Here is a 24549-nt window from a genome sequence, read left to right on the forward strand (position 1 = left end):
AATGCCAAAGACGTCTCAAGCTGCGGGGCTTCACCGCTCCTCACTTCCGAAGCTGCACGATCTCGATGCGGCGCTGGAGCTCATGTATTACGGCTGGCGCGGGATGACGCTGGAGGCCGACGAATATCTTGCGAAGCAGGGCCTGTCGCGCCCGCACCATCGCATCCTCTACGTGGTGGCGCGTCGGCCTGATATCGCGATCGGCGCGCTGATAGAGATCCTCGGCATTTCCAAGCAAGCCCTGAATCGGCCGCTCAATCTGCTGCTGGAGCGCAGGCTGCTGACATCGAAGCGAGCACCCGAGCAGCATCGCTCCAAGTTGTTGCGCCTGACGGAGGCCGGGCGACGTATCGAGCAAAAGGCATCGGATCACGAGCGCAAGGTTTTGCGCGAGGCGTTCGATCGCGTCGGGGCGCCGGGGGCGGCGGCATGGATGGCGGTCATGGGGACGATCGCCGACACCAATTGACAAGTCTAAAGTCAACATAGTTGACATGAGGCGCAAGCTTTGCCACTTTCCCGGCAACGAGCCGGGGAGGGCCGCCTCATGGGCGCACAGACAATGGACCGCGCAGTCGCCGAACGCTTTGTCGCGGCATGGTGCGCGAGCTGGTGCAAGGTCGATATCGATGCGGTCGTCGCGCATTTTGCCGACGATGCGCAGATGCGCAGCCCTCTGGCGCTGACGCTGACCGGTTCTCCGGTCGTCGCGGGCGCCGAGAATATCCGCACCTATTGGCGCAAGGCCTATGGTCACATCGAAAGCGCCGACCTGAAGATTTTGAGCTGGAGCTGGGACGAGGCGATCGCGCGCCTGACGTTGTGGTGGCAGCTCGGCGACACCCGCGCCAGCGAATTCATGGACTTCGACGCTGCCGGCCGCGTGGTGCGCAGCGAAGCCTTTTACGGAAAATAGACATGCGCCTTTCGGATATCGTTCTGCTTCTCAACGCGCTCTGGTTCGTCGGCGCCTTCATCCAGTTCAGCGTCGCCCAGCGTAACACGCTGAAGATATTGCTGCCGCGGGAAGAGCGCGGCAATCCAATCGCGCCGACCCTGGCGGCCAGCGTGGCGTTCCTGGGCGGGATCAATCTGCCGATCGGGCTGCTGTCGTTCTATCTTCTGGTGGCGCGTCCGTTCTTCTTCCAGCCGGTCGAAGCGCAGCTTGCGCTGTTCCTGTTCTTTGCCGCCTGCCACTTCAGCCAGTTCGCCTACAACCTGCCGGTCCTGATGCGCGGAGGGCGGGTCGGGGTGGCCTACTGGCCCGTGCTGAAGGGCCCGATGCTCAGGATCTTCGTCATCGACGCGGCACTGTTCGCGGCCAATCTTGGTATCGCAGTTCTGCTCGCGTCTGCATCCTGACTATCGCGACGGCGCCGACAGGGCCGACCGCAGCATCGGGGCAAGATCCTGCCGCCGGAACGGCTTGGTCAGAATGCGGGCGTCGCCGAGCCCGTCAGGCGTCTTGACGGGATTTTGGGTGTAGCCGGAGGTGAAGAGCACCTTGAGATCGGGCCGCAGAGCGGTTGCTTGCCTCGCAAGCTCCGGCCCGAACATGCCGCCGGGCATCACGACGTCGGTGAACAGCAAGTGGATATCCCCGGGCTGGCGCAGCACTTCCAGCGCCGCGGGCCCGTTCGACGTCGCGATGACGCGGTAGCCGAGCGTCTTGAGCTCGCTCTCGACGTAGGCCCGCACCATGTCGTCGTCCTCGACGACGAGAATGGTCTCGCTTCCGTCGGGGACGATGATCCGCTCCGCGGGCGGCGGAGCCGCGTTCAGCGCCGCTGCAATACGCGGAAAGAACAGCCTGACGATGCTGCCTTGTCCCGGTTGGGACTGCAACTGCACAAGTCCGCCGGATTGCTGCGCGAACCCATAGACCATGCTCAGGCCGAGGCCGGTCCCCTTGCCGATCTCCTTGGTGGTGAAGAACGGCTCGAACGCGCGGCCCGCCACTTCTGCGGTCATGCCGCTGCCGGTATCCGTCACGGCCACCATGACGTAGTCGCCGGGCCGCGGCTCGCCGTTGACGTCGAGGTCGGATTCACAGAGCGAGTTGTTGGATACCTCGACCGTCAGTCTGCCGCCTTCCGGCATCGCGTCGCGCGCGTTGAGCACCAGATTGAGCAGGGCTGTCGCCAACTGGCTGGGATCGACACTGGTCAACCACAAATCGGGTTGGAGCACGAAGCTGCACTCGATGTGCTCGCCCAGGGTCCGACGCAAAAGCTGCTCCATGCCGAGAACCTTCTCGCCGATGTCGATCTCTCTCGGCCTCAGGGGCTGCTTGCGCGCGAATGCGAGCAGGCTCCGTGTCAGGTCGGAGCCGCGCTCGGCGGCGGTCGCGATGTCGCCGGCGATCCGGTGCAATTCCGTGTTTCCCGCCAGCCTGTCGGCAAGATGCTCCGAGTTGCCGAGAATGACGGTCAAGAGGTTGTTGAAATCGTGCGCCACGCCACCGGTAAGCTGGCCCATCGCTTCCATCTTCTGCGATTGGCTGAGCTTGTGGCTGAGGTCGGCGATGGCGGCGCGTTGCTGCTCGAGCGACTCCGCGGTGCCGTTGAGCAGGGTCATCAATCCGCCCAGCTCGCCGCGCGGATGGGGAGGCGGAATCCGCGCGCTGAGATCGCCGAGCCCGAGCCTCTTCGCCATGGTGGCGAGCCGTCCGACCTGGCGCCCGACGCCCACCGTCGCGAGGATCCATACACCGGCCAGCAGCAGCAACGAGGCCACCGCAAGGATCGCCATGTCCTCGTAGAGCCGGCGGTTCGCCGCCGCGACCAGTCCGTCCTTGGACCGTCCGACCATGATGTAGAGGCCGGCCTTCCGGATCGAAGGCGAGCGGGCGACGGCCCAGACCTGCGTGCGGCCCGCGCGATCGGCCACCTCTCGAAACGCCTCGCGATCGGGCGTTGCAGCGAAGCGGAACAGGTCGGACCCCGCGATCGACGCGCCGACGGGCTCGCTCCAGCTGCTTCCCTTGGGGGCGACGAGGACCGTACCCTTGCCGTCGACGAGCAGGATCTCCTTCTCGGTGAGCAGTCGCTTATGGTGATACTCCGCGAATTTGTTCAGGTTGAAGGAGGCGAGCAGGACGAGCTTCAGCGCGCCCGCTTCCGATCGCACGGGATATGCGATCTGGAGCACCGACATTCCGGTCAGGCGGCCGAACACCGGCTCCAGCGCGACGCCGCCGCGCGAGACCAGGGCCTGCTTGAAATAGGCGCGATCGGTCAGATCGAGGGTGCGGTTGGTCCGCAGCGAGTCGCAGAACAGGCTGCCGTCCGGATCGATGGTCAGGATGCCGGTGAACTGGGGATATTCTTCGCGCACGTCCGACAGAAACGCCGAGCACGCCGCCTTGTCGCGCGTGTCGAGATCGCGGGCGCGGGCCAGACCGTAGTGAAGCTGGGCGGTGCCCTGAATCTTCTCGTCGAGATCACTTGCAATGTCGTCGGCCGACGCAGCCAGATTGGCCAGGGCGGCGTTGATCTCGCTGCTCCGGTTCTGCACGAAACGCAAGCCGACGAGGATCGCCGGCACCAGCGTGGCCGCGATGACGAGGATCAGTAGCCGGGTACGCAGGCTCATCGGTGGGGCGGTCCGTGCGGCTCATCGCGCGTGTTTGTCAGGAGGTACAATCTGCGGCACGTTCGTCAGCCCAGTCCATAGGCATCGGCTCGAAAATCGCACCGGAGAGCAAAGATTTCGAGCCGCCGGCACAGCGGCTTTTCAGAAGAGGCCCGGCGTGGCCGCTGCCGCCACCTCGGCATTACGTTGCGCGTGCGCGCGGCGGCGCTAATATCCCGGTCAGAGTGAGCGCGGCGGAGATCGCGTCGATGTGCGGAGGAAGCTGATGTCCATCTCGGGCAAAGTCGATCCGGTGGTGCGGCCGGTCACGGCCTTCGACATCGCGGAGGCTCTGGTCGAGGGCTTGCGGGATTTTCAGGCGCTGCCGCTCTACGGCCTCTGCTTCGGCGCGCTCTATGCCGGCGGCGGTATCGCCATCATGCTGTGCCTCACCGCGTTTGGCATGCTTTATCTGGTCTATCCCCTTGCGGCTGGCTTTGCCTTGATCGGGCCTTTCGTGGCGATCGGTCTCTACGAGGTCAGTCGTCGCCGCGAGCGTGGCGAGCCGGTGTCGTTTGCCGCGATCTGGGCCACGGTGCGCTCGCGCAGCGAGATCGGCTGGATGGCCTTCGTCACCCTGTTCGTGTTCGTGGTCTGGATGTACCAGGTGCGGCTCCTGATTGCGCTGCTGCTCGGCCTGCACGCCTCCTTCTCCAGCCTCCAGGAATTCATGACAGTAGTGCTGACCACCAATGAAGGCTTGCTGTTCCTCGCCATCGGCAACGCCGTCGGCGCGGCGCTGTCGCTGGTCCTGTTCTCGCTGACCGTGGTGTCGTTTCCGCTGCTGCTCGAGCGCGAGGTCGATTTCGTCACCGCGATGGTGACGAGCGTGCGCGCGGTCGTCATGAGCCCGCTGGCGATGATCGGCTGGGCGGCCGTGATCGTGTTGCTGCTGATCGTGTCGGCGCTGCCCTATCTCCTCGGGTTGATCGTGACGCTGCCGGTGCTCGGGCATGCGACGTGGCATCTCTATCGCCGTATCGTGGCGCCGGTGTAGTCGTCCTGGCGAAAGCCAGGACCCATTACCCGAGGGAGGAGTTTGGCGGGAGCTGGCCATGACCAGCCTTCGCAAAATTCTATTCGGCGGTAATGGGTCCTGGATCAGCGCTCCGCTTCGCTACGCTTGTCCAGGACGACAGTGTCCTACGGCGTCTTGATCCCCATCGCCTTCAAGGCGTCGAGCATGCGCTGCGGTGGACCCATCTTGACCACGAGCGGTTTGCCGGTCTCGAGCACGCTCTTGAGACTCGACAGGATCGCGGGCCAGCCCGAGCGGCCGCCGGAGAGAATGTCGTCGCTGAGCGGCCGGTCGTGGCCTTCGCTCATGGTGAGCCGGACCGCGTCGCCGACCGGCTCGATGTCATAGGTCACGAGAGTCGGTCCGAGCTTCTCGATCAGCTCAGGCCAGTTGACGTTGAAGGTGACGGACAGCCTCCGTGGCGGATCGTATGCGAGCACCTCGCCGCTGATGTGCAGGGCACCGTCCGGCGTGCGCACGACGAACGCGCCGCCGAGCCGCGGCTCGACTTCCACGGCATTGCCGAAAAAGTATTGGCGGCTGAACTCGGCCGAGGTCAGCGCTTCCCACACCTTCTCGGGCGTTGCAGCGATGTAGATGGTGTAGACCGTGAGCGGCTTGAATTGATCGAGGTTCATTTCGCGTCGAATCCCTTGTTGAGCGCCGCGCGCGGGATGGCGAGCACTTTGCCTCTCTCCAGGAGGCTCTTGAGCCCGGACAGGATCGCCGGCCAGCCATTGGAGACGGCCCCGAGATACTTTCCGCCTTCGATGAAGCCGTCGTGCAGCACGGTCAAACGCACGAGCGAGCCGAACGGTTCGATGGTGAAGACCACCCGCGAGATCGGTTCGCCGCGCAGCTCCTCGTACTTCTGGTGCTTGAAGCTGTAGGACAACCGCCGCGGCGGATCGGCTTCGAGGATTTCGCCGGAATCGGTGGTCTCGCCGTCGAGCAGCAGCGCGAAGGGGGAACCGACCTTCCAGTCGGACCTGACCTCGGCGCCGAACCAGTATTGCCTGGTGAATTCGCTCGATGTCAGCGCCTCCCACAGTTTTTCCGGCGTGGTCTCGATATAGGTGACGTAGACGAATTGCGGCTTACTCATCGCGCTTCTCCAACTGGCGTTTCAACTCGCTGAGCGCGGCGAGCTTGCCGCGCTCGAATTTCCTGATCCAGCGTTCGCCGATCTGATGGATCGGCATCGGGTTGAGATAGTGCAGCTTCTCGCGGCCGTGCCTGATCGCCGTGACCAGATTGGCCTCTTCCAGAATGACAAGATGTTTCGTGACGGCCTGGCGCGTCATCGCGAGGCCTTCGCAGAGCTCGTTCAGTGTCTGTCCGCTGCGGGCGTGAAGCCTGTCCAGCAGCGACCGTCGGGATGCATCGGCGAGCGCTTTGAAGACTTCGTCCATGGCCGCGATAATAGGCAACCAAATGGTTGCATGTCAAGTGCCGCCGTCAGTCCTGGGCGACGCGTCAGCGTCGAACCCGGAATCGCCGCGGACACAATCGCCCCGCTTCCGTTCCCGCTTCCGCCGTGCATTAATGCGCCAAACCGCCCTCAGCGAGTCCTCGCCATGATGTCCATGCAAGCCTATCTCGCCTTCGTCGCCGCCTGCATTGCGCTGGCGCTGCTGCCGGGTCCGATCGTGACCCTCGTCATCGCCAACGGCCTGCGCCATGGCACCCGCGCGGCGCTGACCAATGTCCTGGGCGCGCAGGCCGGCCTCGCGATCGTTATCGGCATCGTCGCGGTCGGCCTGACCTCGCTGATGGCGACGATGGGCTATTGGTTCGACTGGGTGCGCTTTGCCGGCGCCGCCTATCTGGTCTGGCTCGGCATCAGGCTGATCTGGGCGCCGGTCGAAGGCGTCAATGTCGACGAGCCGCCGGCGCCGCCGCGCGGCGGCTTCTTCCTGCAAGGTTTCCTGGTGCTGTTGTCGAATCCGAAGGTGCTGGTGTTCTTCGGCGCCTTCATCCCGCAGTTCATGGACATGAACCGTGACCACTTCCCGCAGGTCGCGCTGCTCGGGGCCACCTTCATGGTGACGGCGGCGATGACGGATGCGCTCTATGCCATCGCAGCAGGGCGCGCCCGAAAATTTTTCTCGGCCCGCCGCACACGCATGATGTCGCGCGTCTCCGGCGGCTTCATGATCGGCGGCGGCATCTGGCTGGCGCTGACCAGGGCGAAGTAGCCCGCATTCGAGCCCCCTTCGTGCTGCGGGGATCGCCGCGATCTTCGCCGCGCTCGCGCTGTTTGTCGTGGCGCGGGGTGGTTGACCTTCACCTCTCCCCGCTTGCGGGGCGAGGGAGCGCACCGTCGGCTTGGCTGGCTACGCCAGCTGCTCCGCCTTCAACTCCAGCTCGATCTCCGCAAATATCCTAGCCAGCCGCTCCGCCCATTGCTGCTGGCCGGACTGGTCCGCGATCAGATCCTGGCGGATCTCGATGCCGGTGTTGACGAGGCCGCGGGCTTCGCCGTGCACGGGGATGGTGTAGTCGGTGAGGTCGTTCACGGCATAGGGCTCGTTGTCGCCGACGATGAGATCGCTCTCGCTGCGCAGGTGCCTGAGCAGGAGGTGCGGCAGTACCCTGTCACGGTTGTAGAGCGCGCCGATGTGCCAGGGCCGCGCGACGCCGGCATAGACCGGCGTGAAGCTGTGCAGCGACACCAGCACGGTCGGCAGCTTGTCGTGCACGCGGCGGCCGATGACGGCGTCGATGCGGTGATGATAAGGCTCGAAGATCTCCCGCCGTCGTGCCTTGCGCTCCTGCTCCGAAATCCCCTCGTTGCGCGGGATCGCCGTGGCCTCGGAGATCACGGGAATCGAGCTGACGGCGCCCGGCGGACGGTTGCAGTCGATCACGAGCCGCGAATAGCGCTGCGCGATCAGGTGGGCGTCGAGCATTTTCGCGAGCCGCTCGGCGACGCCGGCGATGCCGATGTCCCAGGCGATGTGCCGCGTCAGCTCGTCCTCGGCGACGCCGAGATCGCCGAGCGCGCGGGGCAGCACCCGCCCGTAATGATCCGCGGTGAGCAGGAAGGGCGATGTCCCCCGCGCATTGACCTCATGCACTGGGGGAATGTCGCCCTCGCCGAGGAGTTGATCGGCCGCGTCGGCTGTGTCTAAAGCCATCCAGATTGCCTATGGAAGAAGCAGTCGCCCCCAGAATCGGGCGAGAATGCTATAGATTGATCCGCCCGAAATCACCATGATCGCCTGACGATGCCGCTGCTGACGATTCATCACAAGACCGAATATCGCTACAACCGCCCCGTGGCGTTCGGCGAACACAGGATTATGCTGCGGCCGCGCGACGGGCATGATCTGCGCGTGCTCGACTCCAGGCTCGAGATCTCGCCCGAGCCGATGTCGCTGCACTGGATCCACGACGTGTTCGGCAATTCGGTCGCGATCGCGAATTTCGACGAGCGCGCGGACGCGCTGATCTTCGACTGGCACGTCACCGTCGAGCACAACCCGGTGGAGGAGTTCGCGCTGACGCCGGACGATCCCGCCTATTTCTATCCGTTCGCCTATGCCGACGAGGAGTTTCCCGACCTCGTCCAGTACATCACGCCGCAATATACCGACCCTGACGGCGAGATCGCGGAGTGGGCACGCGGCTTTCTCGACGAGGACGCGCCGACGCCGACCTTCAAGATCCTGAGCGGCATGACCCACGGCATCCGCGAGCAGTTCAAATACCGCAAGCGCCACGAGCTGGGCACGCAGCATCCGCTCGATACTTTGCAGTCCGGCACAGGAACTTGTCGGGACTACGCGCTGTTTATGATCGAGGCGCTGCGCCATCTCGGCATCGCCGCGCGATTCGTCTCCGGCTACATCTTCGTGCCGGAGGATATCGAGCAGCGTCATGTCGGCGGTGGTTCGACGCATGCCTGGGTCCAGGTCTATCTGCCGAGCGCGGGCTGGATCGAGTTCGATCCGACCAACGGAATCGTCGGCACCCGCGACCTCATCCGTGTCGCGGTCGCCCGCGATCCGCGCCAGGCGATCCCGCTGCACGGCGTCTATATCGGCTCCGGGGACGCCTTCGAAGCCATGGACGTGAACATCAAGGTGGTCTCGGACGACCAGGACAACGATCAGGAGCTGGAAGCAGAGGTCTTATAGCGGAGGTCTTATAGATGGACATCAGGGTCGGCTTCGAGATCGCCTACGCGGCAGCACAGCCGACACCGATGGTGATCATGCTCAACATCCACCCCTCGCGGCAGGCCGACATCCTCGGCACTGAGACGGTGGTTGCGGAGCCCGACGTCCCGATCCGCTTCTATCACGACAGTTTCGGCAATGTGTGCGGCCGCCTCGTCGCGCCCGCCGGCGGCGTGACGCTGAAGGGCCGCGCGCTGGTGCGCGACACCGGCCTGCCCGACGAGGTGATGCCGGACGCGCAGCAGATCCCAATCGAGCAACTGCCGAACGAGCTGATGCTCTACCTGATGCCGAGCCGCTATTGCGAGACCGACAAGCTCACCGACATCGCCTGGTCGCTGTTCGCCAAGACGAAGCCTGGTTGGGATCGTGTCGCTGCCATCACCGAATTCGTGCACAAGCACGTCACCTTCGGCTACGAGCACGCCCATCACATGAAGTCGGCGCACGACGTCTACGAGCAGAAGACCGGCGTCTGCCGCGACTTCGCGCATCTGGCCGTCGCGCTCTGCCGCTGCATGGGAATCCCGGCGCGCTACTGCACCGGCTATATGGGCGACATCGGCATTCCGCCGGATCCGTCCCCGATGGATTTTTCCGGCTGGTTTCAGGCCTGGCTGTCCGGCAAATGGTTCACCTTCGACGCCCGCCACAACGTCCCCCGCATCGGCCGCATCCTGATGGCGACAGGGCGCGACGCCGCCGACGTCGCGCTGTCGACGAGCTTCGGCCGGATGGAGTTGAAGAAGTTCGAGGTGGTGAGCGACGAGGTCGTGAAGGCGGGGTGAGGTGTTGCGCCATTCACGTCATTGCGAGCGCAGCGAAGCAATCCAGAGGGCCTCCGCAGCGGTAGTCTGGATTGCTTCGTCGCAAGAGCTCCTCGCAATGACGGTGGCGGGCACAATGCCTCCTCATGTCGTCCTGGCGAAAGCCAGGACGACATCGAATGTGTAGCGCTGTCGTTCCGCACAATTGGCGGCTATAGACACCTCCATGACCTCCGATCGTCTCTTCGTCTACGGCACCCTGATGCGCGGCTTCGACCATCCGATGGCGCGGCTGCTCGCGGGCCATGCGGATTTCCTGGGGGACGCGACCTGCCGCGGCAGGCTCGTGCTGGTGAAGCATTATCCGGGATTGCTGCTGTCGGACGGGACCTCCGAGATCGTCCATGGCGAGCTGTTCCGTCTTCACGTGCCCGACGAACTGCTGCGCGAGCTCGACATGTATGAGGCCTGCGGCGAGGGCTTTCCGGAGCCGACCGAATATCTGCGCAAGCTGGTCGACGTGACGCGGCCCGACGGCACCACAGGCAAGGCCTGGACCTATATCTACAACTGGCCCGTCACCGATCTGCCGCGCATCGAATCTGGCCGCTTCCTCGAGCACTAGCGTCTTCACCTCTCCCCGCTTGCGGGGAGAGGTCGGATCGCTCTTGCGATCCGGGTGAGGGGGGTACAGGTCTCGCGGCAGTCGCGCGTGTGGAGAGACGCCCCTCACCCCGACCCTCTCAGCGCGAGCGAAGCTCGTCGCGGCCCCGTAAGAACGGGGCGAGGGAGCGCACCGTCATCGTGGACTACGCCGACAGCACTTCCTTCACCACGCGGACGTCGACCTCGCGCTCCACATAAGTCCACTCCTCGGTCCGCCTGAGCATCGCGACCAGCTCCTCGAACAGCGAGGCGTGCGTGGGGGCGAACTCGAACCAGGTGAGGAAGTCGAAGGGCCCGCCGAGGTCGCGGCAGTGATAGAGCTGGCGTGCGATCGCGGGCAGGAAGCGCAGGCTGCTGGCGATGTGGTGCGACTTGTCCTCGAAGATCCTGCGCCGCTCTTCCTGCGTCAGCTCCCACCAGGCCTGCGACTTGCGGATCGGGATCAGTGCGGCGCTGGTTGCCTCGATCCGGCCGAGCCCGGCCTGCACGGCGACGAGCTGCTGCTTCTCGGCACGCTCGGTGTAGCGCAGCGAACTGGGGACGCCGATCAGCCGCCAGGCGTTGCGCGAGGGCACCTGCGGCAACGACACCGCGTCGCTGTCGGTGACCGACAGCGCCGGCATGAAGGGCAGGGGTTCGCCCGTCACGGGCGAAATCGAGGTGACGCGCCAACCCCCGCTATGGCCGCCTCGAAACGTCCTGAACATGGCCCATGGAAGCGTGGAACCGGGCCGGGTTCAAGCTTTTCCCGTCATTCCAGGTCCTTTGTTCCGTCATCCTGAGGCGCTCACACTGCAAAGCAGTGTGAGCCTCGAAGGATGAATCGGCCCGGATGCAGCCGGGCCGTCGCCCTTTGAGGCTCGCCGAAGAGGCGAGCGCATCAGGGTGACGGACTCCTCGGGATGACGACGCTGCCTGTGCATAGGTCGAATAAGCCGGATAAGCCTGACAAACCTGACTTTTAGCCAAGCCGCACCTATATGCCTGATCCTTCGCCCGACTCACACGGTTTCGCGCTACACACATCCCATGCGCTTCACACCCCAATTCCTCGACGAGCTGCGTGCCCGGCTTTCGGTCTCCGAAGTCGTGGGCAAGCACGTCAAGCTGAAGAAGGCGGGGCGGGAGTGGAAGGGGCTGTCGCCGTTCCAGCAGGAGAAGACGCCGTCCTTCTACGTCAACGACCAGAAGGGATTTTACCACGACTTCTCCTCGGGCAAGCACGGCGACATCATCACCTTCGTGATGGAGACCGACGGCCTGCCGTTCGCGGAGGCCGTGGAGCGGCTTGCCAACATGGCGGGGCTGCCGCTGCCGGCGGTGACGCCGGATGCGGCGCGGCACGAGCAGCGGCGCCGCACGCTGCACGACGTCATGGATCTCGCGGCGAAGTTCTTTGCCGAAACGCTGGCCTCGCGGCTCGGCGCCAAGGCGCGCGGCTATCTCGCCGACCGCGCGATCTCGCCGGCGACGCAATTGCAGTTCCGCCTCGGCTATGCGTCGCCCGACCGCTTTGCGCTGAAGGAGCATCTCGGCAAGCTCGGTGTCTCCGTCGAGGACATGGTCGAGACCGGCCTGCTCGTCGGCGGCGACGACATCCCGGTGCCTTATGACCGCTTCCGCGACCGCGTGATGTTTCCGATCACCGATCTGCGCGGCCGCGTCATCGCCTTCGGCGGGCGCGCGCTGGAGAAGGACGTTGCGGCGAAATATCTGAACTCGCCGGAGACGCCGCTCTTCCACAAGGGCGACAATCTCTACAACCACCAGACCGCGCGCGCCGCGTCCCACAATGGCAGCGCCCTGATCGTGGTCGAAGGCTATGTCGACGTCATCGCCATGGTGACCGCCGGCTTCGCCGGCACGGTCGCGCCGCTCGGCACCGCGCTGACCGAAAATCAGCTCGCGCTGCTCTGGAAGATGGCGGATGAGCCGATCCTCTGCTTCGACGGCGACAAGGCCGGGCAGAAGGCGGCCTATCGTGCCGCCGACCTCGCGCTGCCGTTCCTCAGCCCCGGCAAGAGCCTGCGCTTTGCGCTGCTGCCGGAAGGCCAGGACCCCGATGATCTCGCGCGCTCCGGCGGCCGCGGCGCGATCGAGGAGGTGATCGCGGCGGCGCGTCCGCTCGCCGACATGATCTGGTCGCGCGAGCTCGAAGGCGGCAATTTCGCCACGCCCGAGCGCCGCGCCGCGCTGGAGGCGCGCATCAAGGAGCTTTCCAACGGCATCCGCGACGAGGTGGTCCGGCGCTATTATCGCCAGGATCTCGCCGAGCGGCTCCAGCGCACCTTTGCCCCCGAAGGCGGCCGCGGCGGCTTTGCCGGTCGGGGCAATTTCCGCGGCAATTCCGGGGGCCGCCAATTCCAGCCGCGCGGCGGGGGACAGGCGAATCGATTCGGCGGCCAGGGATTTGGTGGAGGGCGCCGCGGTGCGCCCGGACCCGTTGTGCTGCCGTCCGGCCCCTACCAGGCGGCCAGCGCCCAGCTGGCCACAAGCCCGATCATGAAGGGCCAACGCAGCGCCATTTCCCGCCGCGAAGCGCTGATTCTGCAAATCCTGATCAACCACCCCTGGCTGCTGCATGACCATCTGGAGGAGGTGGCCGCCCTGGAATTGGCCCATCCGGAGGCCCACAAGCTCCGGGCCGGCATCATCGCGGCGTTCGCCAACGACCATCACCACAGCCCCGATCCGTCCGAGCAGGCCGAGAAGATGCGATCCGACATCGAGAAGGGCGGATTTTCACAGCTTCTTCAAAGGGTTGAGAGCGGTATCACGACCCAGGCGGTGTGGGGCGCCCGCGAGGGCGCGGCGCGGGACGACGTTCTCTCCACCTGGCATCAGCTGGTCGCCTTGCATCGGCAGTACCATTCACTACTTAGAGAGCTGAAAGACGCCGAGCTGGCCTTGGGGGAAGACCCCAGCGAGGCCAATATGGCGTGGTTGCGTGACGTCAAGGCTCGGATAGGCGAAGTCGACGGCACCGAGGCCCTGATCGAGGGTTTTGGCGAGCTGTCGGGCCGGTTCCAGAAGAGCATGTGATGAAAGAATCATGCGGACGGCCGGGGCCGGAACCGCTAAAAGACTCGCCAAATCCAAGGTTTGGCGGCAAAAACAGGGTTAATCGAGGCTTAACGGTCTTGTAGCACTTTGGCCCCCAGGCGGCCGCAGGCAGAACAGACGCGTCAGGAATAAATCCGCGCAATCGCTGTTGGCACTTCACCTGCATCCGCTGCGACAAAGAGGCTCACGAAGCGTTAGGCAAATCCGGCGAGAGAAGGTTGGGGTGGCGACAAGAGTTCGCGCCGCCCTTTCCGTGTCGAGATCTGGCGAAGCGAGAGCGTCGAGCAACAGGTTCAAGTGATTTCGGGCAGGCGCGGCGAACGTCTGTTTGAAACGCGTTTAGGAGCAATGGATGGCCACCAAGGCAAAGACGCTGCAGGCGAAAGACAAGGAAAAAGACGACAAGGCAGCGGATGCTCCCGAGAAGGATTCCCAGGACGCGCCCTCGCCGTTGCTCGATCTGTCCGACGCGGCAGTGAAGAAGATGATCAAGCAGGCCAAGAAGCGCGGCTTCGTGACCTTCGATCAGCTCAACGAAGTTTTGCCGTCCGACCAGACCTCGCCCGAGCAGATCGAGGACATCATGTCCATGCTCTCGGACATGGGCATCAACGTCACCGAGGCCGACGATAGCGAGGCCGAGGACGACAAGGACGAGGGCGGCGAGGACGAGACCGACAACGAGCTCGTCGAGGTCACCCAGAAGGCCGTCACCGAGGTCAAGAAGAGCGAGCCGGGCGAGCGCACCGACGATCCCGTGCGCATGTACCTGCGCGAGATGGGCACGGTCGAGCTGCTCTCCCGCGAGGGCGAAATCGCGATTGCCAAGCGCATCGAGGCCGGCCGCGAGGCGATGATCGCAGGCCTGTGCGAAAGCCCGCTGACCTTCCAGGCCATCATCATCTGGCGCGACGAACTCAACGAAGGCAAGATCTTCCTCCGCGACATCATCGATCTCGAAGCGACCTATGCCGGGCCCGACGCCAAGGCCGGCATGAACACCGCGATGATCGGCGGTCCCAACGCCGAGAACGGCGAAGCGCCCGCCGAAGGCGGCCAGGCCGCGGCCGCAGTGGGCGCGCCGTCGCTCGTTGCGCCGCCCGCCGCGCCGCCGTCGCCGACCCCGTTCCGTGCCGCGCAGCCCGGCGCCGGCGGCGTCGAAGGCGGCGAGGAGAAGGATCCGGCCGAAGCCGCCGCCGAGTCCGACATGGACGACGACGAGTTCGAGAACCAGATGTCGCTCGCGGCGATCGAGGCCGAGCTCAAGCCGAAGGTCGTCGAGATCTTCGACAAGATCGCCGACAGCTACAAGAAGCTGCGCAAGCTTCAGGAGCAGGACATCCAGAACCAGCTCCAGAACGAGTCGCTCTCGCCGCACCAGGAGCGCAAGTACAAGAAGCTGAAGGACGAGATCATCGTCGAGGTGAAGTCGCTGCGCCTGAACCAGGCCCGCATCGATTCACTGGTCGAGCAGCTCTACGACATCAACAAGCGCCTCGTCTCGCACGAGGGCCGCCTGATGCGCCTCGCCGACAGCCATGGCGTCGCGCGCGAGGACTTCTTGCGCAACTACACCGGCTCGGAGCTCGATCCGCGCTGGCTCAACCGGGTCTCGAAGCTCTCGGCCAAGGGCTGGAAGAATTTCGTCCATCACGAGAAGGACCGCATCAAGGACCTTCGCCACGAGGTGCATCAGCTCGCAGCCCTCACCGGTCTCGAGATCGTCGAGTTCCGCAAGATCGTGCACTCCGTGCAGAAGGGCGAGCGCGAAGCCCGCCAGGCCAAGAAGGAGATGGTGGAAGCCAACCTCCGCCTCGTGATCTCGATCGCCAAGAAGTACACCAACCGCGGCCTGCAGTTCCTCGACCTGATCCAGGAAGGCAACATCGGCCTGATGAAGGCGGTCGACAAGTTCGAGTACCGCCGCGGCTACAAGTTCTCGACCTACGCCACGTGGTGGATCCGGCAGGCGATCACCCGCTCGATCGCCGACCAGGCGCGCACCATCCGCATCCCCGTGCACATGATCGAGACGATCAACAAGATCGTGCGCACGAGCCGCCAGATGCTCAACGAGATCGGCCGCGAGCCGACCCCGGAAGAGCTCGCCGAGAAGCTCGGCATGCCGCTCGAAAAGGTCCGTAAGGTCCTCAAGATCGCCAAGGAGCCGTTGTCGCTCGAGACGCCGGTCGGTGACGAAGAGGATTCGCATCTCGGCGATTTCATCGAGGACAAGAACGCGATCCTCCCGATCGACGCCGCGATCCAGTCGAACCTGCGCGAGACCACCACGCGCGTGCTGGCCTCGCTCACCCCGCGCGAAGAGCGCGTGCTGCGCATGCGCTTCGGCATCGGCATGAACACCGACCACACGCTGGAAGAGGTCGGCCAGCAGTTCTCGGTGACGCGCGAGCGTATTCGCCAGATTGAAGCGAAGGCGCTGCGGAAGCTGAAGCACCCGTCAAGGTCGCGGAAGCTGCGGAGCTTCTTGGATAATTAATTAGGATCGTCGTGCCCGGGCTCGACCCGGGCATCCATCCAAAAAAGCGGCGGGCAAATGCCCGCCGTTTTCTTTTTGGCGACCGCGGCACGCAGTGACGTTTCGATCGCCGACGTTTACCATAGCCCCCAATGCCCGCTACGCACCTCACCGTCTGGTACAACACCCGCTGCCCCGTCTGCGATGCCGGCATCGACTGGCAGCGCAACAAGCTTCTTCAGGCGGTGCGCGCCGGCACAATCGAGTTCAAGGACATCAACGAGCAACCCGATGCGCTGGCGCGCTTTGGCGCCACGCTCGACGATATCAGACGCCGCCTGCATGCGACCGATCAGGCCGGACGGCTGATCGTCGGTGCGGATGTCGCGATTGCGCTGTGGCGGCTGACGCCGGGGGAGGGGTGGCTTGCTGCGCTGTGCGGCAATCGCTTGGCGCTGCCGTTCACGCGGTTCTTATACGACCGGTTTGCCGATCTGCTGTTTGCCTGGAACAAGCGGAGCGGGCGCTGGTGAGCGCCGGCCTATGTCGGTCTATTTCTTCTTCGCGCCGACCCGGTCGAGGTTCTTGATCGCCATTGGCGGGCGGCCGGACTTTTCCGCGATCTCGCGGTCCTGCTCCATGATGAAGCCGCGGGCGGGCTCGTCGCCGTCCAGGCCTCCGAGCAGCTCCGCAGGCACGCGCCGGTTGGAGCGCTGCGAGCCGTCTTCGTAGAAGACGTTGAAAAAGGCGAATTCGCCCTTGGGATTGGTTCCAGGTTTTTTGGCCATGGCGGGCTTGTCGTCGATCAGGGCGCCATAGTCAAATGACTTTGGCGGGTTTTCCGGTGGTCACGCGGCCCCCTGCGGCGGCGGAATCGGCTGCGCGATCGGTCGATGACGTCCGTTTGCAGGATGTTCGGATGCAGGACGGTCGTGTCCGGCGCTTCGTAAAATCCGATGCGACCCTTTGATGAGATCTTTGCCGCAATAAACGGCGGGCCGAAAAGCCCGCCGTTTATTTTGGATCTTCAGCGTCGCCCGGGGCTGGCAGGGCGACAACCTAAAATAGAAGGTTATAACTTGCGTTCTGCCGAGGCAAGGCAAATCCGCGCAGCGTTGTGTCGCAGCGAGCGCAGCAGATATGCGTCGTCTGCGAGATCGGTTCCAACGCATTCCCAAACAAACTATTTGGAGCGCCGAAGCATTTTGTTCATCTTGGTTGCTCTCGCAACGCAGCGAGAGCGAAGTGGCCTGCGCGAAAGCGCGTCGATCTGCACGTGTTCCCGTGTGCGTGCATACGCTGATATCCACAGCACGAGTTCCATCGCCGCGATGAATCGCTCCTTCGTCATTCCGGGGCACGAGTCAGCGCGAGCTATGACGCGCAATGGCGCATCTGAGAATCCATTGCGCCACCAATGCTGCCGCTCGATGGATTCTCAGATGCGCCATTGCGCATCATAGTTCGCGCGTTGCGCGCCCCGGAATGACGAGAGAGGCGTCGCCCCTACGGCGCCACCAGCTCCACCCGCCGGTTCAGCGCACGGCCGGCGTCCGTTGCATTCGAGCCGACGGGTGCGAGCAGGCCGACGCCGGCGGTGCGCAGGCGCGTCTGCGCGATGCGAAAACTCTTTACCAGTTCGGCCGCGACGGCTTCGGCGCGACGCTTCGAGAGATCGAGATTGTACTCATACGCACCCTGGCTGTCGGTGTGGCCGACGATGAAGACGTTGAGCTGCGGCTGGCCGGTGAGCAGCTTTGCGATCTGCTCCAGCGTCGGGCGGCTCTCTGGCTTGAGCACGGCCTTGTCGGTGTCGAAATAGATGCCGTAGAGCGCGATGTGGCCGGTCTCGCCCAAGCCCTTCGCCATGGCGGCAGCGTCGACCATCTTGTTCTGGATCGCGCCGAGCTCGGCGACGGTGACCTGCGCGTAGATGTCCTGGTTGTTCTGGCTGACGACGACGCTGGCATAGGTCTCGCGGCCGCCCTCGGTCTTGCGGCCGGCATAATAGCGATAGTTGAAGCCATCGACCCACATCTGCGGGATCGGCAGCGTGTCGACGCTTTCCGTGAACGGAATGGCGCCGCAGGCGTCGGTGTCGCAGGCCAGCAAGGTCTCGAAGCCGGCCTTGGCGAGCTGCGTCTCGAAATTGCGCGACACTTCGAGGATCGAGGGGCCGGGATTGGTGCGGTAGGCGATGCGGATGATGCGGCCCTCGAGCCGCCGCGGGTCGGTGGGCTGGCCGTCCTTGAAGGCTGCCGCCTGCATCCGCGCCGCGTCGAAATCCTTCACCACATAGCCGGTGATGACGCTGCCGGTGAACCGGCCGATGCCGGGATAGTCGCGGCTGCCTGCGACGTCGCGCGTCTGCGCGACGGCGGCGGTGACGGTGCAAGCTGAAACCAGGATGGCCAGAACGGGCAGTCCGAAGACGTTTCGCGAGGGCATCGGCATCTCTGTCGGTTGGGGGGAAAGGAGGGCGCCGATGTTAGTCGCTGGCCGACCGTCGCCGGTTCTGAATGGCGCGTCTCAAAGGGAGCGCCGGAGCGCCCTGAAGGCCTCGATCGCCTCCGGTGTCGGCGGCCAATCCATGGGGAACGTCCGTACGAACCCGCCGACGCATTGCTGGACGAGCCGCTTGGATGATTCCGCCTCGGGCGTGACGGCAGGAAACGGATCCACGGACCAATCCGGAATGTCGCCGCACAGCGCGACGATGCCGCCGAGCGCAACCAGCGTGGGCTCGCTGATGTTGGCGCCGCCACCTGCCGCCGGCTTGACCCCGAACCATTGGTCCAGAAGATCGGGTGCCTCGTGCGCCGGTCGCAGCCGCATCGCCTGGAGGCGCAGCCGGTTCTGATGACGTTTGACGCCGCGCGGCGTGGGGTCGGCCTCGAACACGGCCGGATGCCAGATCGCCAGGGCTGCGCGGAAATGCTTGGAGTCCTCCACCCTGTCCTCCCGCACCATGGTCATGCGCCGGGCTCCCAGCATCGCGATGAGCAGCAGCGCGACGGCGAGACCGAGATAGGGCGGCACGCGCCGGGAGAGAATGAGCTCATCGGCGGAACGTGCCGGGATGGTGATCTTGGCAACAGCCGTGGTATCGGGCGCCGGGTTCGAGGCGCTTGGCGCGGGATCCTCGACGGCGGCGGATGCGGGCTTTGCCGCGGTTTGCTCGAGCTTCGCCGTGGGAGGCGAAACGACATTCTGCAGATTGTTCGCCCATGAGGCCAGGAGCCAGATCATCAGCATCAGCACCATCGCCGGTATCCCGACATCGGGCACGTAGCGAAGGGCGGCTCGAATGCGGTCGGGCCATGGCGAATTGCCGCCGGGCGGCACGTCGTGGCCGGACGACAGCCCGATGCTGTTGCGGACGTCTGAATCGGGCACGGGAACGGTGAGGTTGAGCAGCTTCTTCAGATATTGCCGGGCGCGCTGCTGATCGTCGCCATATTGCTTGGCGATGATCTCGACCACCTTGGGTTCGTCCATGCCGAGGAAGATGAAGCACGGACCCGCCGTGGTCAGGAAGTTGATGGATTCCAGCACCTCCATGAGGTTTCCCGGCGAGCAGCGATCGAGATCGTCGATGAAGATGACGAGTCCCGGATTGGTCGAGGTGCGCAGGGCGCGGCCGGCAGCGTCGAACTCCTTGGCAAACTTGTAGCGGAAGCCGAGCTGGGCGCTGAAATCGGCGAGCTTGGAGTTGCCGCGCAACGTCGCCATCAACTCGGACGGCTTCAGGTTCATCGTTGCGTAGATCTTGACGATCACGAGCAGCAATGTGCCGGCGCCGACGAAGGCTGCGTGATCGAGCCAGTTGCTCGCGGAATCCGTCAATTGCGCGAGCTTCGGCCACTCGGCGTCGGGTTTGATCCAAGCGGCGAGCGAATTGCCGATTGCCCCCCATTTGAACGCCCAGGCGACGCTGACGACCAACGCGGTCAGAAGCAGGAGCGGAACGATGTCCCTTCCCGCGCGCACGTACAGAAGTCGCGCCCTGAACCACAGGCCCGACAGCCGCCAGGCTGATGGAATGGCCTGGCCGCGAATGTTCTCGAGCAGCGCCGCAAGGATGTTCTCTTCCTTCTGGTGATGCCAGGCATTGAACCAGACCGGGCTAGCGCCGCGCTGGCGCAAATCTTCCGCCACCAGGTTCATCAGCGAGCTCTTGCCGGTGCCCCATGGACCGGTGATGGCGATCGTCAATGGCGGCGAGGTGCTGGTGTTGCGCACGAACCGCGACAGCGCGAGCGCCAGCGGCTTCATCCCGAGCACGTCGAAATCGTTCCACCCGATCGGCGTATCGGACGTGCCGGTCGCCGAAATGCCCTCGTCGACCTTGCTGCTCGGCAGGTCGTACCACCCAAGTCCGGTGAAGAAGAACGCGATCACCAATCCTGGGATCGCGCCGAACAGCACCCAGGGCGCAAATTGCGATCGATACCACAGGCGCTCCCAGGTCTTGCCGCCGTCCGAGGTCTGGAAGATCGCCGGCAGCGGGCCTTCCTCGTTGCCGTCCTCCCAGCCGGACGAGATCCAGCCGAAGCGCTGGTCGGGCTGGAAGTGAGCGGAGCGGAGGTTCGCCTTGGTCGGAAGGGCGATGAATTGGGTGTCGTGATCGACCTGGCCTGCCGGGGTGAACAGCTTGAATGTCGTGGCGGCGAGATGGCCTTGCGCGAACAGCGTGAACATCTTGGTGGTGCGACGGGGCAGATCGACCTGTTCGTCCGGAGGCAGCAGACCGAAGAAGTTCATCCGCGATGACGTTGCCCGCAGAAATTCCCTGACGCCTCCTTCCAGCTTCGCATTCACGCGCGATGCACGATATCCGCGAAGTTCGTCATCGACGACGTAGCCCGACAATGCAAACGGCACCTGCGCGTTGATGACGGCCTGCTGCGCCTTCTCTATGTCGCCTGCCTGCGCGCCATCGAACGCATTGGCCGGAACCAGCAAGGGCCGCTCCTTGCCGGCGGTGACGAATGGCGCGGGATTGAGGTCGGTCGGATACCCCTTCCAGCTCCGTCCGCCGTCCTGGCTATAGGAGCCATCGATTCCTGCCAGTCGCAGGCAAAGTCCGCCACCCGTATCGCACCCGGCCCAATAGGCTCCCTCCGAAAGCGGCTGGCGCGCGGGAAGCGTCGCGAAATTGGGATCGGTGCTCGGATCCGGGACAAGCCTGACCGCCACCGGCTGAGCGGGGCGCGGGGGAGGCAGTTTCGAATCCTTCGAATCGATCGGCTGCTGTTGCTGGATAGGCTGCTGAACCGGTGACTGTTGCACCGGGATGTTGGGGGACTTCGACGGCTCGGCCTGATTGGGCGGGCCGGGTATTGGCCTCTGAGCGACCTTCAGATCGGGCTCGCCGGCATAAGCGGGCGTGAGGCCCGGCCAATGGGACGCAGCCCGTTGCGGTGTCGGGTCCGGCAGCCCGACCGGCCGTTCGGTGAGCCAAGCCGTCGATTTCGGCCGCCAGGACAGCACGCCGGCCGCTCCCATCGGCACCACCGGCATGATGGCCAGACGCGGATCGGGTTGCGGCTTGAACAGCCATTCGATCCAGCCCGTGTCGGGCGTGAAGGGATCGGTGCGGATCGAGCGATCGTTGAAGCCGACGAGGCAGAGGATGCCGAAGACGAAGGTGATGGTCGCCTTCAGGTACAGCCGGCGCAGCATGATGCGCCGGTCGATCCGGGACGCGCCCTCGGACGGACCGCCGATGAAAGGTGGATCCGGTGCTGGAGAACTCCCCATCGCGCGCCTTTCGGAACGAAACGGCAACTCAACCCATGCGCGCATCCCTGCGGCGCACGTCCTGGGCTTGATCGTTTGTCTCAGCAGGACGATCGAGGTTCATCCCGGCTCGCAATGCTGCGTCATGGTGGCGCGAGCCGCGGCGATCCGGCCGCTTTGACCGAGATGGTGTTCCCGGGCATGATCGCGCGCTGCTTCGCGCAGGGAGATATGAGGAATTACATGCTGAGATACGCTCTGGCCGTTGTTGGCTTCGTTGGTTTGGCCGGCGGCTCAGCCGAGGCCGCACGCTGCGGCGGCGACTTCAACAGTTTTGTGGCCAGCATGGCCGCGGAGGCGCAGTCCGCCGGCGTCTCGGCGAGCGTGACCAGCGCGGCGCTCAGCGGCGTGACCCAGGACGGCGCCGTGCTCGCCTTCGACCGGCGCCAGCGCTACACCTTCAACAAGAGCTTTGAGCAGTATGTCTCGACCCGGGTCGGTCCCGGCCGCATCAATGGCGGCCGCGCGCTGCTCCAGCGTCATGCCGCGCTGCTCTCGCGGATCGAGCAGCAATTCGGCGTGCCGCGCTACATCCTGGTCGCGATCTGGGGGCTGGAGAGCGATTTCGGCAAGGGTGACATCGGCAAGCTGCCGGTGGTCCGCACGCTCGCGACGCTCGCGCATGATTGCCGCCGCACCGAGCTGTTCCAGGGCGAATTGCTCGCAGCGCTCAAGATCGTGCAGCGCGGCGACCTGCCGCTGCGCGACCTCATCGGTGCCTATGCCGGCGAGATCGGCCAGACCCAGTTCCTGCCGTCGTCCTACGTCAAATACGGCGTCGATTTCGACGGCGACGGTCACGTCGACCTCCGCCACAGCGTCCCCGACGTGCTCGCCTCGACCGCGAACCTGCTGCACACCAGCGGCTTCAAGATGGGCCAGCCCTATGGCGAAGGCACCGCCAATTTCGAGGCCATGCGCGAATGGAACAGGGCGGTGATCTACCGCAAGACGATCGGGTATTTTGCGGACCGGCTGATGGGGCAGTGAGGCGCGCCTGAGAGAGGGCGCAATCGAACCACACAGGCGGCGTCATCACCCGCGAAAGCGGGTGATCCAGTATCCCAGAGACAGTGAACGGATACGGAGAAGCCGCGGCGTACTGGATGCCCCGGTCAAGCCGGGGCATGACAGCGGAGAGATTGGCGCACAATCTCTCCAGCGTCGTCCCGGCGAAGGCCGGGACCCATACCGCGGAATCTATCGGTGACGGGCGGTGGGAGTCCAGAATCGCAAGCCTTCGCCAAACTGAGTTCGGTGGTTATGGGTCCCGGCCTTCGCCGGGACGACGACGGAGAGTGTGGCGGCGGGTTGTGAATCGCAGTCATGAATCCCCCTCACGCCCCGAAGGGTGGAACCATGATCTACATTTTTTCAGAATGGAACTGAACTGTAACCGGGTTGGCTCCTTAACAAACGTTACTTGGACGGAGGCGGCAGCATTGGGAGCCACCGATGGGACAACCAGAACCATTTCGTGCAACGGCGCTCATCGTTGAAGACGACGTCATGCAACGGGAGATGCTGAGCCTCCTGCTGGAAGAGAGCGGTTACCAGGTCATCCAGTGCGAGAGTGCGGAAGCCGCCGAGCGCGTGCTTGAGAAGAATGCCGGCGCGCTCTGCCTGATGCTGACCGACGTCCAGCTCGCCGGCCGCATGAACGGGGTCGAGCTGGCGCATGTCGCCAAGGACCGCAATCCGAAGCTCGACGTCGTCGTGACGTCGGGCCGCCCCCTGGCGCAGGCCTTGCCTGACGGCGCAAAATTCTGGGCCAAGCCGTGGGCGCCGCTCGACGTGCTGCGCGAGGCGGAGATCGCGCGATCGTCCTGACGGATCATCCTTGCGGCTCGCTTTCTTGCCGGTCGCTTTCTTGCCGGTCGCTTTCTTGCCGGTCGCTTTCTTGCCAATCGCTTTCTTGCAATGAGCCGCGGTGATAAGGTCTGCTCATGACCTTGTCCTTCCTGCTCACCTCGCTCATCGTCGTCGCGTCCCCCGGGACCGGCGTGCTTTACACCTTGGCGGCAGCGCTCACGCGCGGCTCGCGCGCCAGCATCGCCGCCGCCTTCGGCTGCACGCTCGGGATCGTCCCGCACATGATCGCGGCAATGCTCGGCCTTGCCGCCGTGCTCCACACCAGCGCGCTCGCCTTTGCCGCGCTGAAATGGTGCGGCGTGGCCTACCTGCTCTACATGTCCTGGCAGGCGCTGCGCGAGACCGGGGCGCTCGCGGTCGATGGCGAGATCAAGGAGCGGTCAAGCGGCCGCGTCATCCTGACCGGCTTCCTGATCAACATCCTCAACCCGAAGCTCTCGATCTTCTTCCTGGCCTTCCTGCCGCAGTTCATCGCAGCGGACGAGGCCCATGTGCTGGCGCGGATGCTGGAATTGAGCGGCGCCTTCATGGCGATGACCCTTGCGGTGTTCATCGTCTATGGCCTCTGCGCGGCCTCGGTGCGCGAGCGCGTCATCTCCCGTCCCCGCGTCATGGCCTGGCTGCGCCGCTGCTTTGCCGCCGGTTTTGCCGCGCTTGGCGCCAAGCTGGCGTTCRCCGAGCGGTAAACTTCCTCATCTCTCCCCGCTTGCTTTCTTCACCTCTCCCCGCCTGCGGGGAGAGGTCGCATCCCATCGAAGATGGGATGCGGGTGAGGGGGTACAGGTCCATCGACCATCCCGCGTGTGGAGAGAGCCCCTCACCCCAACCCTCTCAGCGCGAGCGAAGCTCGTCGCGGCCCCGTAAGAACGGGGAGAGGGAGAAAACTTCCACCCAATAAAAAAGCGGGCCTCGCGCCCGCCGCCTTCAGTCTCTCTCAACCTGACCCGATGCCCGGGCGGAGCGAGGCTCCACCCGGGCAAAGAAAAAGAAGCTGCGTTACTTCTTCTTCGCCTTCTTGGCCTTTTTCGCCTTCGCCTTCTTCGCCTTCTTCGCTTTCTTGACCAT

General features: G+C 64.6%; 23 protein-coding genes. 14 read left to right on the forward strand and 9 right to left on the reverse strand.

The genetic code is table 11. The features are described 5' to 3' along the window. The first annotated feature begins 1 nt into the window (after position 1). From ACXJMY_RS24990 to ACXJMY_RS25000, 3 genes are all read left to right on the forward strand, one after another. Positions 2–469 (forward strand): MarR family winged helix-turn-helix transcriptional regulator, encoded by a 468-nt coding sequence (locus ACXJMY_RS24990; RefSeq protein WP_456622006.1) that lies wholly within the window; start codon positions 2–4, stop codon positions 467–469. A gap of 78 nt (positions 470–547) precedes the next feature. Continuing rightward, on the forward strand, positions 548–916 hold the full coding sequence (locus ACXJMY_RS24995; RefSeq protein WP_456622007.1) for a nuclear transport factor 2 family protein: 369 nt from the start codon (positions 548–550) through the stop codon (positions 914–916). A 2-nt stretch (positions 917–918) separates the two neighbouring features. Further along, entirely contained in the window at positions 919–1362 is a 444-nt protein-coding gene (locus tag ACXJMY_RS25000) for a hypothetical protein (protein WP_456622008.1), read from the forward strand. Here the strand turns inward: ACXJMY_RS25000 and ACXJMY_RS25005 are convergent, their stop codons facing one another. Beyond that, entirely contained in the window at positions 1363–3594 is a 2232-nt protein-coding gene (locus tag ACXJMY_RS25005) for an ATP-binding protein (RefSeq protein WP_456622009.1), read from the reverse strand. A gap of 265 nt (positions 3595–3859) precedes the next feature. Here ACXJMY_RS25005 and ACXJMY_RS25010 point away from each other — a divergent pair, with 265 nt between their 5' ends. After that, a complete protein-coding gene (locus ACXJMY_RS25010; RefSeq protein WP_456622010.1) occupies positions 3860–4630 on the forward strand; it encodes a DUF2189 domain-containing protein in 771 nt (256 codons plus the stop codon). Positions 4631–4776: 146 nt separating this feature from the next. Here the strand turns inward: ACXJMY_RS25010 and ACXJMY_RS25015 are convergent, their stop codons facing one another. The 3 genes from ACXJMY_RS25015 to ACXJMY_RS25025 are packed head-to-tail and all read right to left on the reverse strand — an operon-like array spanning position 4777 to position 6063. Further along, positions 4777–5289 carry an SRPBCC family protein gene (locus tag ACXJMY_RS25015; protein ID WP_456622011.1) on the reverse strand — a complete coding sequence of 171 codons (513 nt, stop codon included), beginning with the start codon at positions 5287–5289 and terminating at the stop codon, positions 4777–4779. Beyond that, on the reverse strand, positions 5286–5756 hold the full coding sequence (locus ACXJMY_RS25020; protein ID WP_456622012.1) for an SRPBCC family protein: 471 nt from the start codon (positions 5754–5756) through the stop codon (positions 5286–5288). The genes ACXJMY_RS25015 and ACXJMY_RS25020 overlap by 4 nt, the downstream gene beginning before the upstream one ends. Further along, a complete protein-coding gene (locus tag ACXJMY_RS25025) occupies positions 5749–6063 on the reverse strand; it encodes an ArsR/SmtB family transcription factor (RefSeq protein WP_456622013.1) in 315 nt (104 codons plus the stop codon). Before ACXJMY_RS25025 ends, ACXJMY_RS25020 begins: the two co-directional genes overlap by 8 nt. 165 nt (positions 6064–6228) lie before the next feature. Here ACXJMY_RS25025 and ACXJMY_RS25030 point away from each other — a divergent pair, with 165 nt between their 5' ends. Then, positions 6229–6849 carry a LysE family translocator gene (locus tag ACXJMY_RS25030; protein ID WP_456622014.1) on the forward strand — a complete coding sequence of 207 codons (621 nt, stop codon included), beginning with the start codon at positions 6229–6231 and terminating at the stop codon, positions 6847–6849. Between the two features lie 138 nt (positions 6850–6987). Here the strand turns inward: ACXJMY_RS25030 and ACXJMY_RS25035 are convergent, their stop codons facing one another. Beyond that, the gene (locus tag ACXJMY_RS25035; protein ID WP_456622015.1) at positions 6988–7791 is read right to left on the reverse strand and encodes an N-formylglutamate amidohydrolase; all 804 of its coding nucleotides are present in this window, start codon (positions 7789–7791) and stop codon (positions 6988–6990) included. Between the two features lie 90 nt (positions 7792–7881). Here ACXJMY_RS25035 and ACXJMY_RS25040 point away from each other — a divergent pair, with 90 nt between their 5' ends. The 3 genes from ACXJMY_RS25040 (at position 7882) to ACXJMY_RS25050 (ending at position 10227) form a co-directional block, all read left to right on the forward strand. After that, positions 7882–8793, forward strand: coding sequence for a transglutaminase family protein (locus ACXJMY_RS25040; protein WP_456622016.1), 912 nt, complete (start codon positions 7882–7884; stop codon positions 8791–8793). Between the two features lie 14 nt (positions 8794–8807). Further along, positions 8808–9623: a transglutaminase-like domain-containing protein gene (locus ACXJMY_RS25045; protein ID WP_456622017.1), complete on the forward strand. Its 816-nt coding sequence runs from the start codon at positions 8808–8810 to the stop codon at positions 9621–9623. Positions 9624–9828: 205 nt separating this feature from the next. Beyond that, positions 9829–10227: a gamma-glutamylcyclotransferase family protein gene (locus ACXJMY_RS25050; protein ID WP_456622018.1), complete on the forward strand. Its 399-nt coding sequence runs from the start codon at positions 9829–9831 to the stop codon at positions 10225–10227. A gap of 184 nt (positions 10228–10411) precedes the next feature. Here ACXJMY_RS25050 and ACXJMY_RS25055 read toward each other — a convergent pair whose 3' ends face one another. Then, entirely contained in the window at positions 10412–10975 is a 564-nt protein-coding gene (locus tag ACXJMY_RS25055; protein WP_456622019.1) for a chlorite dismutase family protein, read from the reverse strand. 322 nt (positions 10976–11297) lie between these two features. Here ACXJMY_RS25055 and dnaG point away from each other — a divergent pair, with 322 nt between their 5' ends. The 3 genes from dnaG to ACXJMY_RS25070 all read left to right on the forward strand — a co-directional run bounded on the left by dnaG (position 11298) and on the right by ACXJMY_RS25070 (position 16343). Continuing rightward, a complete protein-coding gene (dnaG, locus tag ACXJMY_RS25060) occupies positions 11298–13310 on the forward strand; it encodes a DNA primase (RefSeq protein ID WP_456622020.1) in 2013 nt (670 codons plus the stop codon). Positions 13311–13683: 373 nt separating this feature from the next. After that, the gene (gene rpoD, locus ACXJMY_RS25065; RefSeq protein ID WP_456622021.1) at positions 13684–15831 is read left to right on the forward strand and encodes an RNA polymerase sigma factor RpoD; all 2148 of its coding nucleotides are present in this window, start codon (positions 13684–13686) and stop codon (positions 15829–15831) included. Between the two features lie 131 nt (positions 15832–15962). Next, a complete protein-coding gene (locus tag ACXJMY_RS25070) occupies positions 15963–16343 on the forward strand; it encodes a thiol-disulfide oxidoreductase DCC family protein (protein ID WP_456622022.1) in 381 nt (126 codons plus the stop codon). Positions 16344–16361: 18 nt separating this feature from the next. On the opposite strand, the gene ACXJMY_RS25075 is transcribed toward ACXJMY_RS25070, so the two are convergent. The 3 genes from ACXJMY_RS25075 to ACXJMY_RS25085 all read right to left on the reverse strand — a co-directional run bounded on the left by ACXJMY_RS25075 (position 16362) and on the right by ACXJMY_RS25085 (position 21573). Further along, complete coding sequence (locus ACXJMY_RS25075) at positions 16362–16598, reverse strand: hypothetical protein (RefSeq protein WP_456622023.1); 237 nt, start codon at positions 16596–16598, stop codon at positions 16362–16364. A gap of 718 nt (positions 16599–17316) precedes the next feature. Continuing rightward, positions 17317–18258 carry an OmpA family protein gene (locus tag ACXJMY_RS25080; RefSeq protein WP_456622024.1) on the reverse strand — a complete coding sequence of 314 codons (942 nt, stop codon included), beginning with the start codon at positions 18256–18258 and terminating at the stop codon, positions 17317–17319. A gap of 81 nt (positions 18259–18339) precedes the next feature. Further along, complete coding sequence (locus tag ACXJMY_RS25085; RefSeq protein ID WP_456622025.1) at positions 18340–21573, reverse strand: KAP family P-loop NTPase fold protein; 3234 nt, start codon at positions 21571–21573, stop codon at positions 18340–18342. 222 nt (positions 21574–21795) lie between these two features. Here ACXJMY_RS25085 and ACXJMY_RS25090 point away from each other — a divergent pair, with 222 nt between their 5' ends. From ACXJMY_RS25090 to ACXJMY_RS25100, 3 genes are all read left to right on the forward strand, one after another. After that, entirely contained in the window at positions 21796–22602 is an 807-nt protein-coding gene (locus ACXJMY_RS25090; RefSeq protein WP_456622026.1) for a lytic murein transglycosylase, read from the forward strand. Between the two features lie 465 nt (positions 22603–23067). Next, the gene (locus ACXJMY_RS25095) at positions 23068–23442 is read left to right on the forward strand and encodes a response regulator (protein ID WP_456622027.1); all 375 of its coding nucleotides are present in this window, start codon (positions 23068–23070) and stop codon (positions 23440–23442) included. Between the two features lie 116 nt (positions 23443–23558). Next, positions 23559–24170, forward strand: coding sequence for a LysE family translocator (locus ACXJMY_RS25100; RefSeq protein WP_456622028.1), 612 nt, complete (start codon positions 23559–23561; stop codon positions 24168–24170). The last annotated feature ends 379 nt before the right edge of the window (positions 24171–24549 follow it).

Source organism: Bradyrhizobium sp. P5_C12 (genome assembly GCF_054049735.1).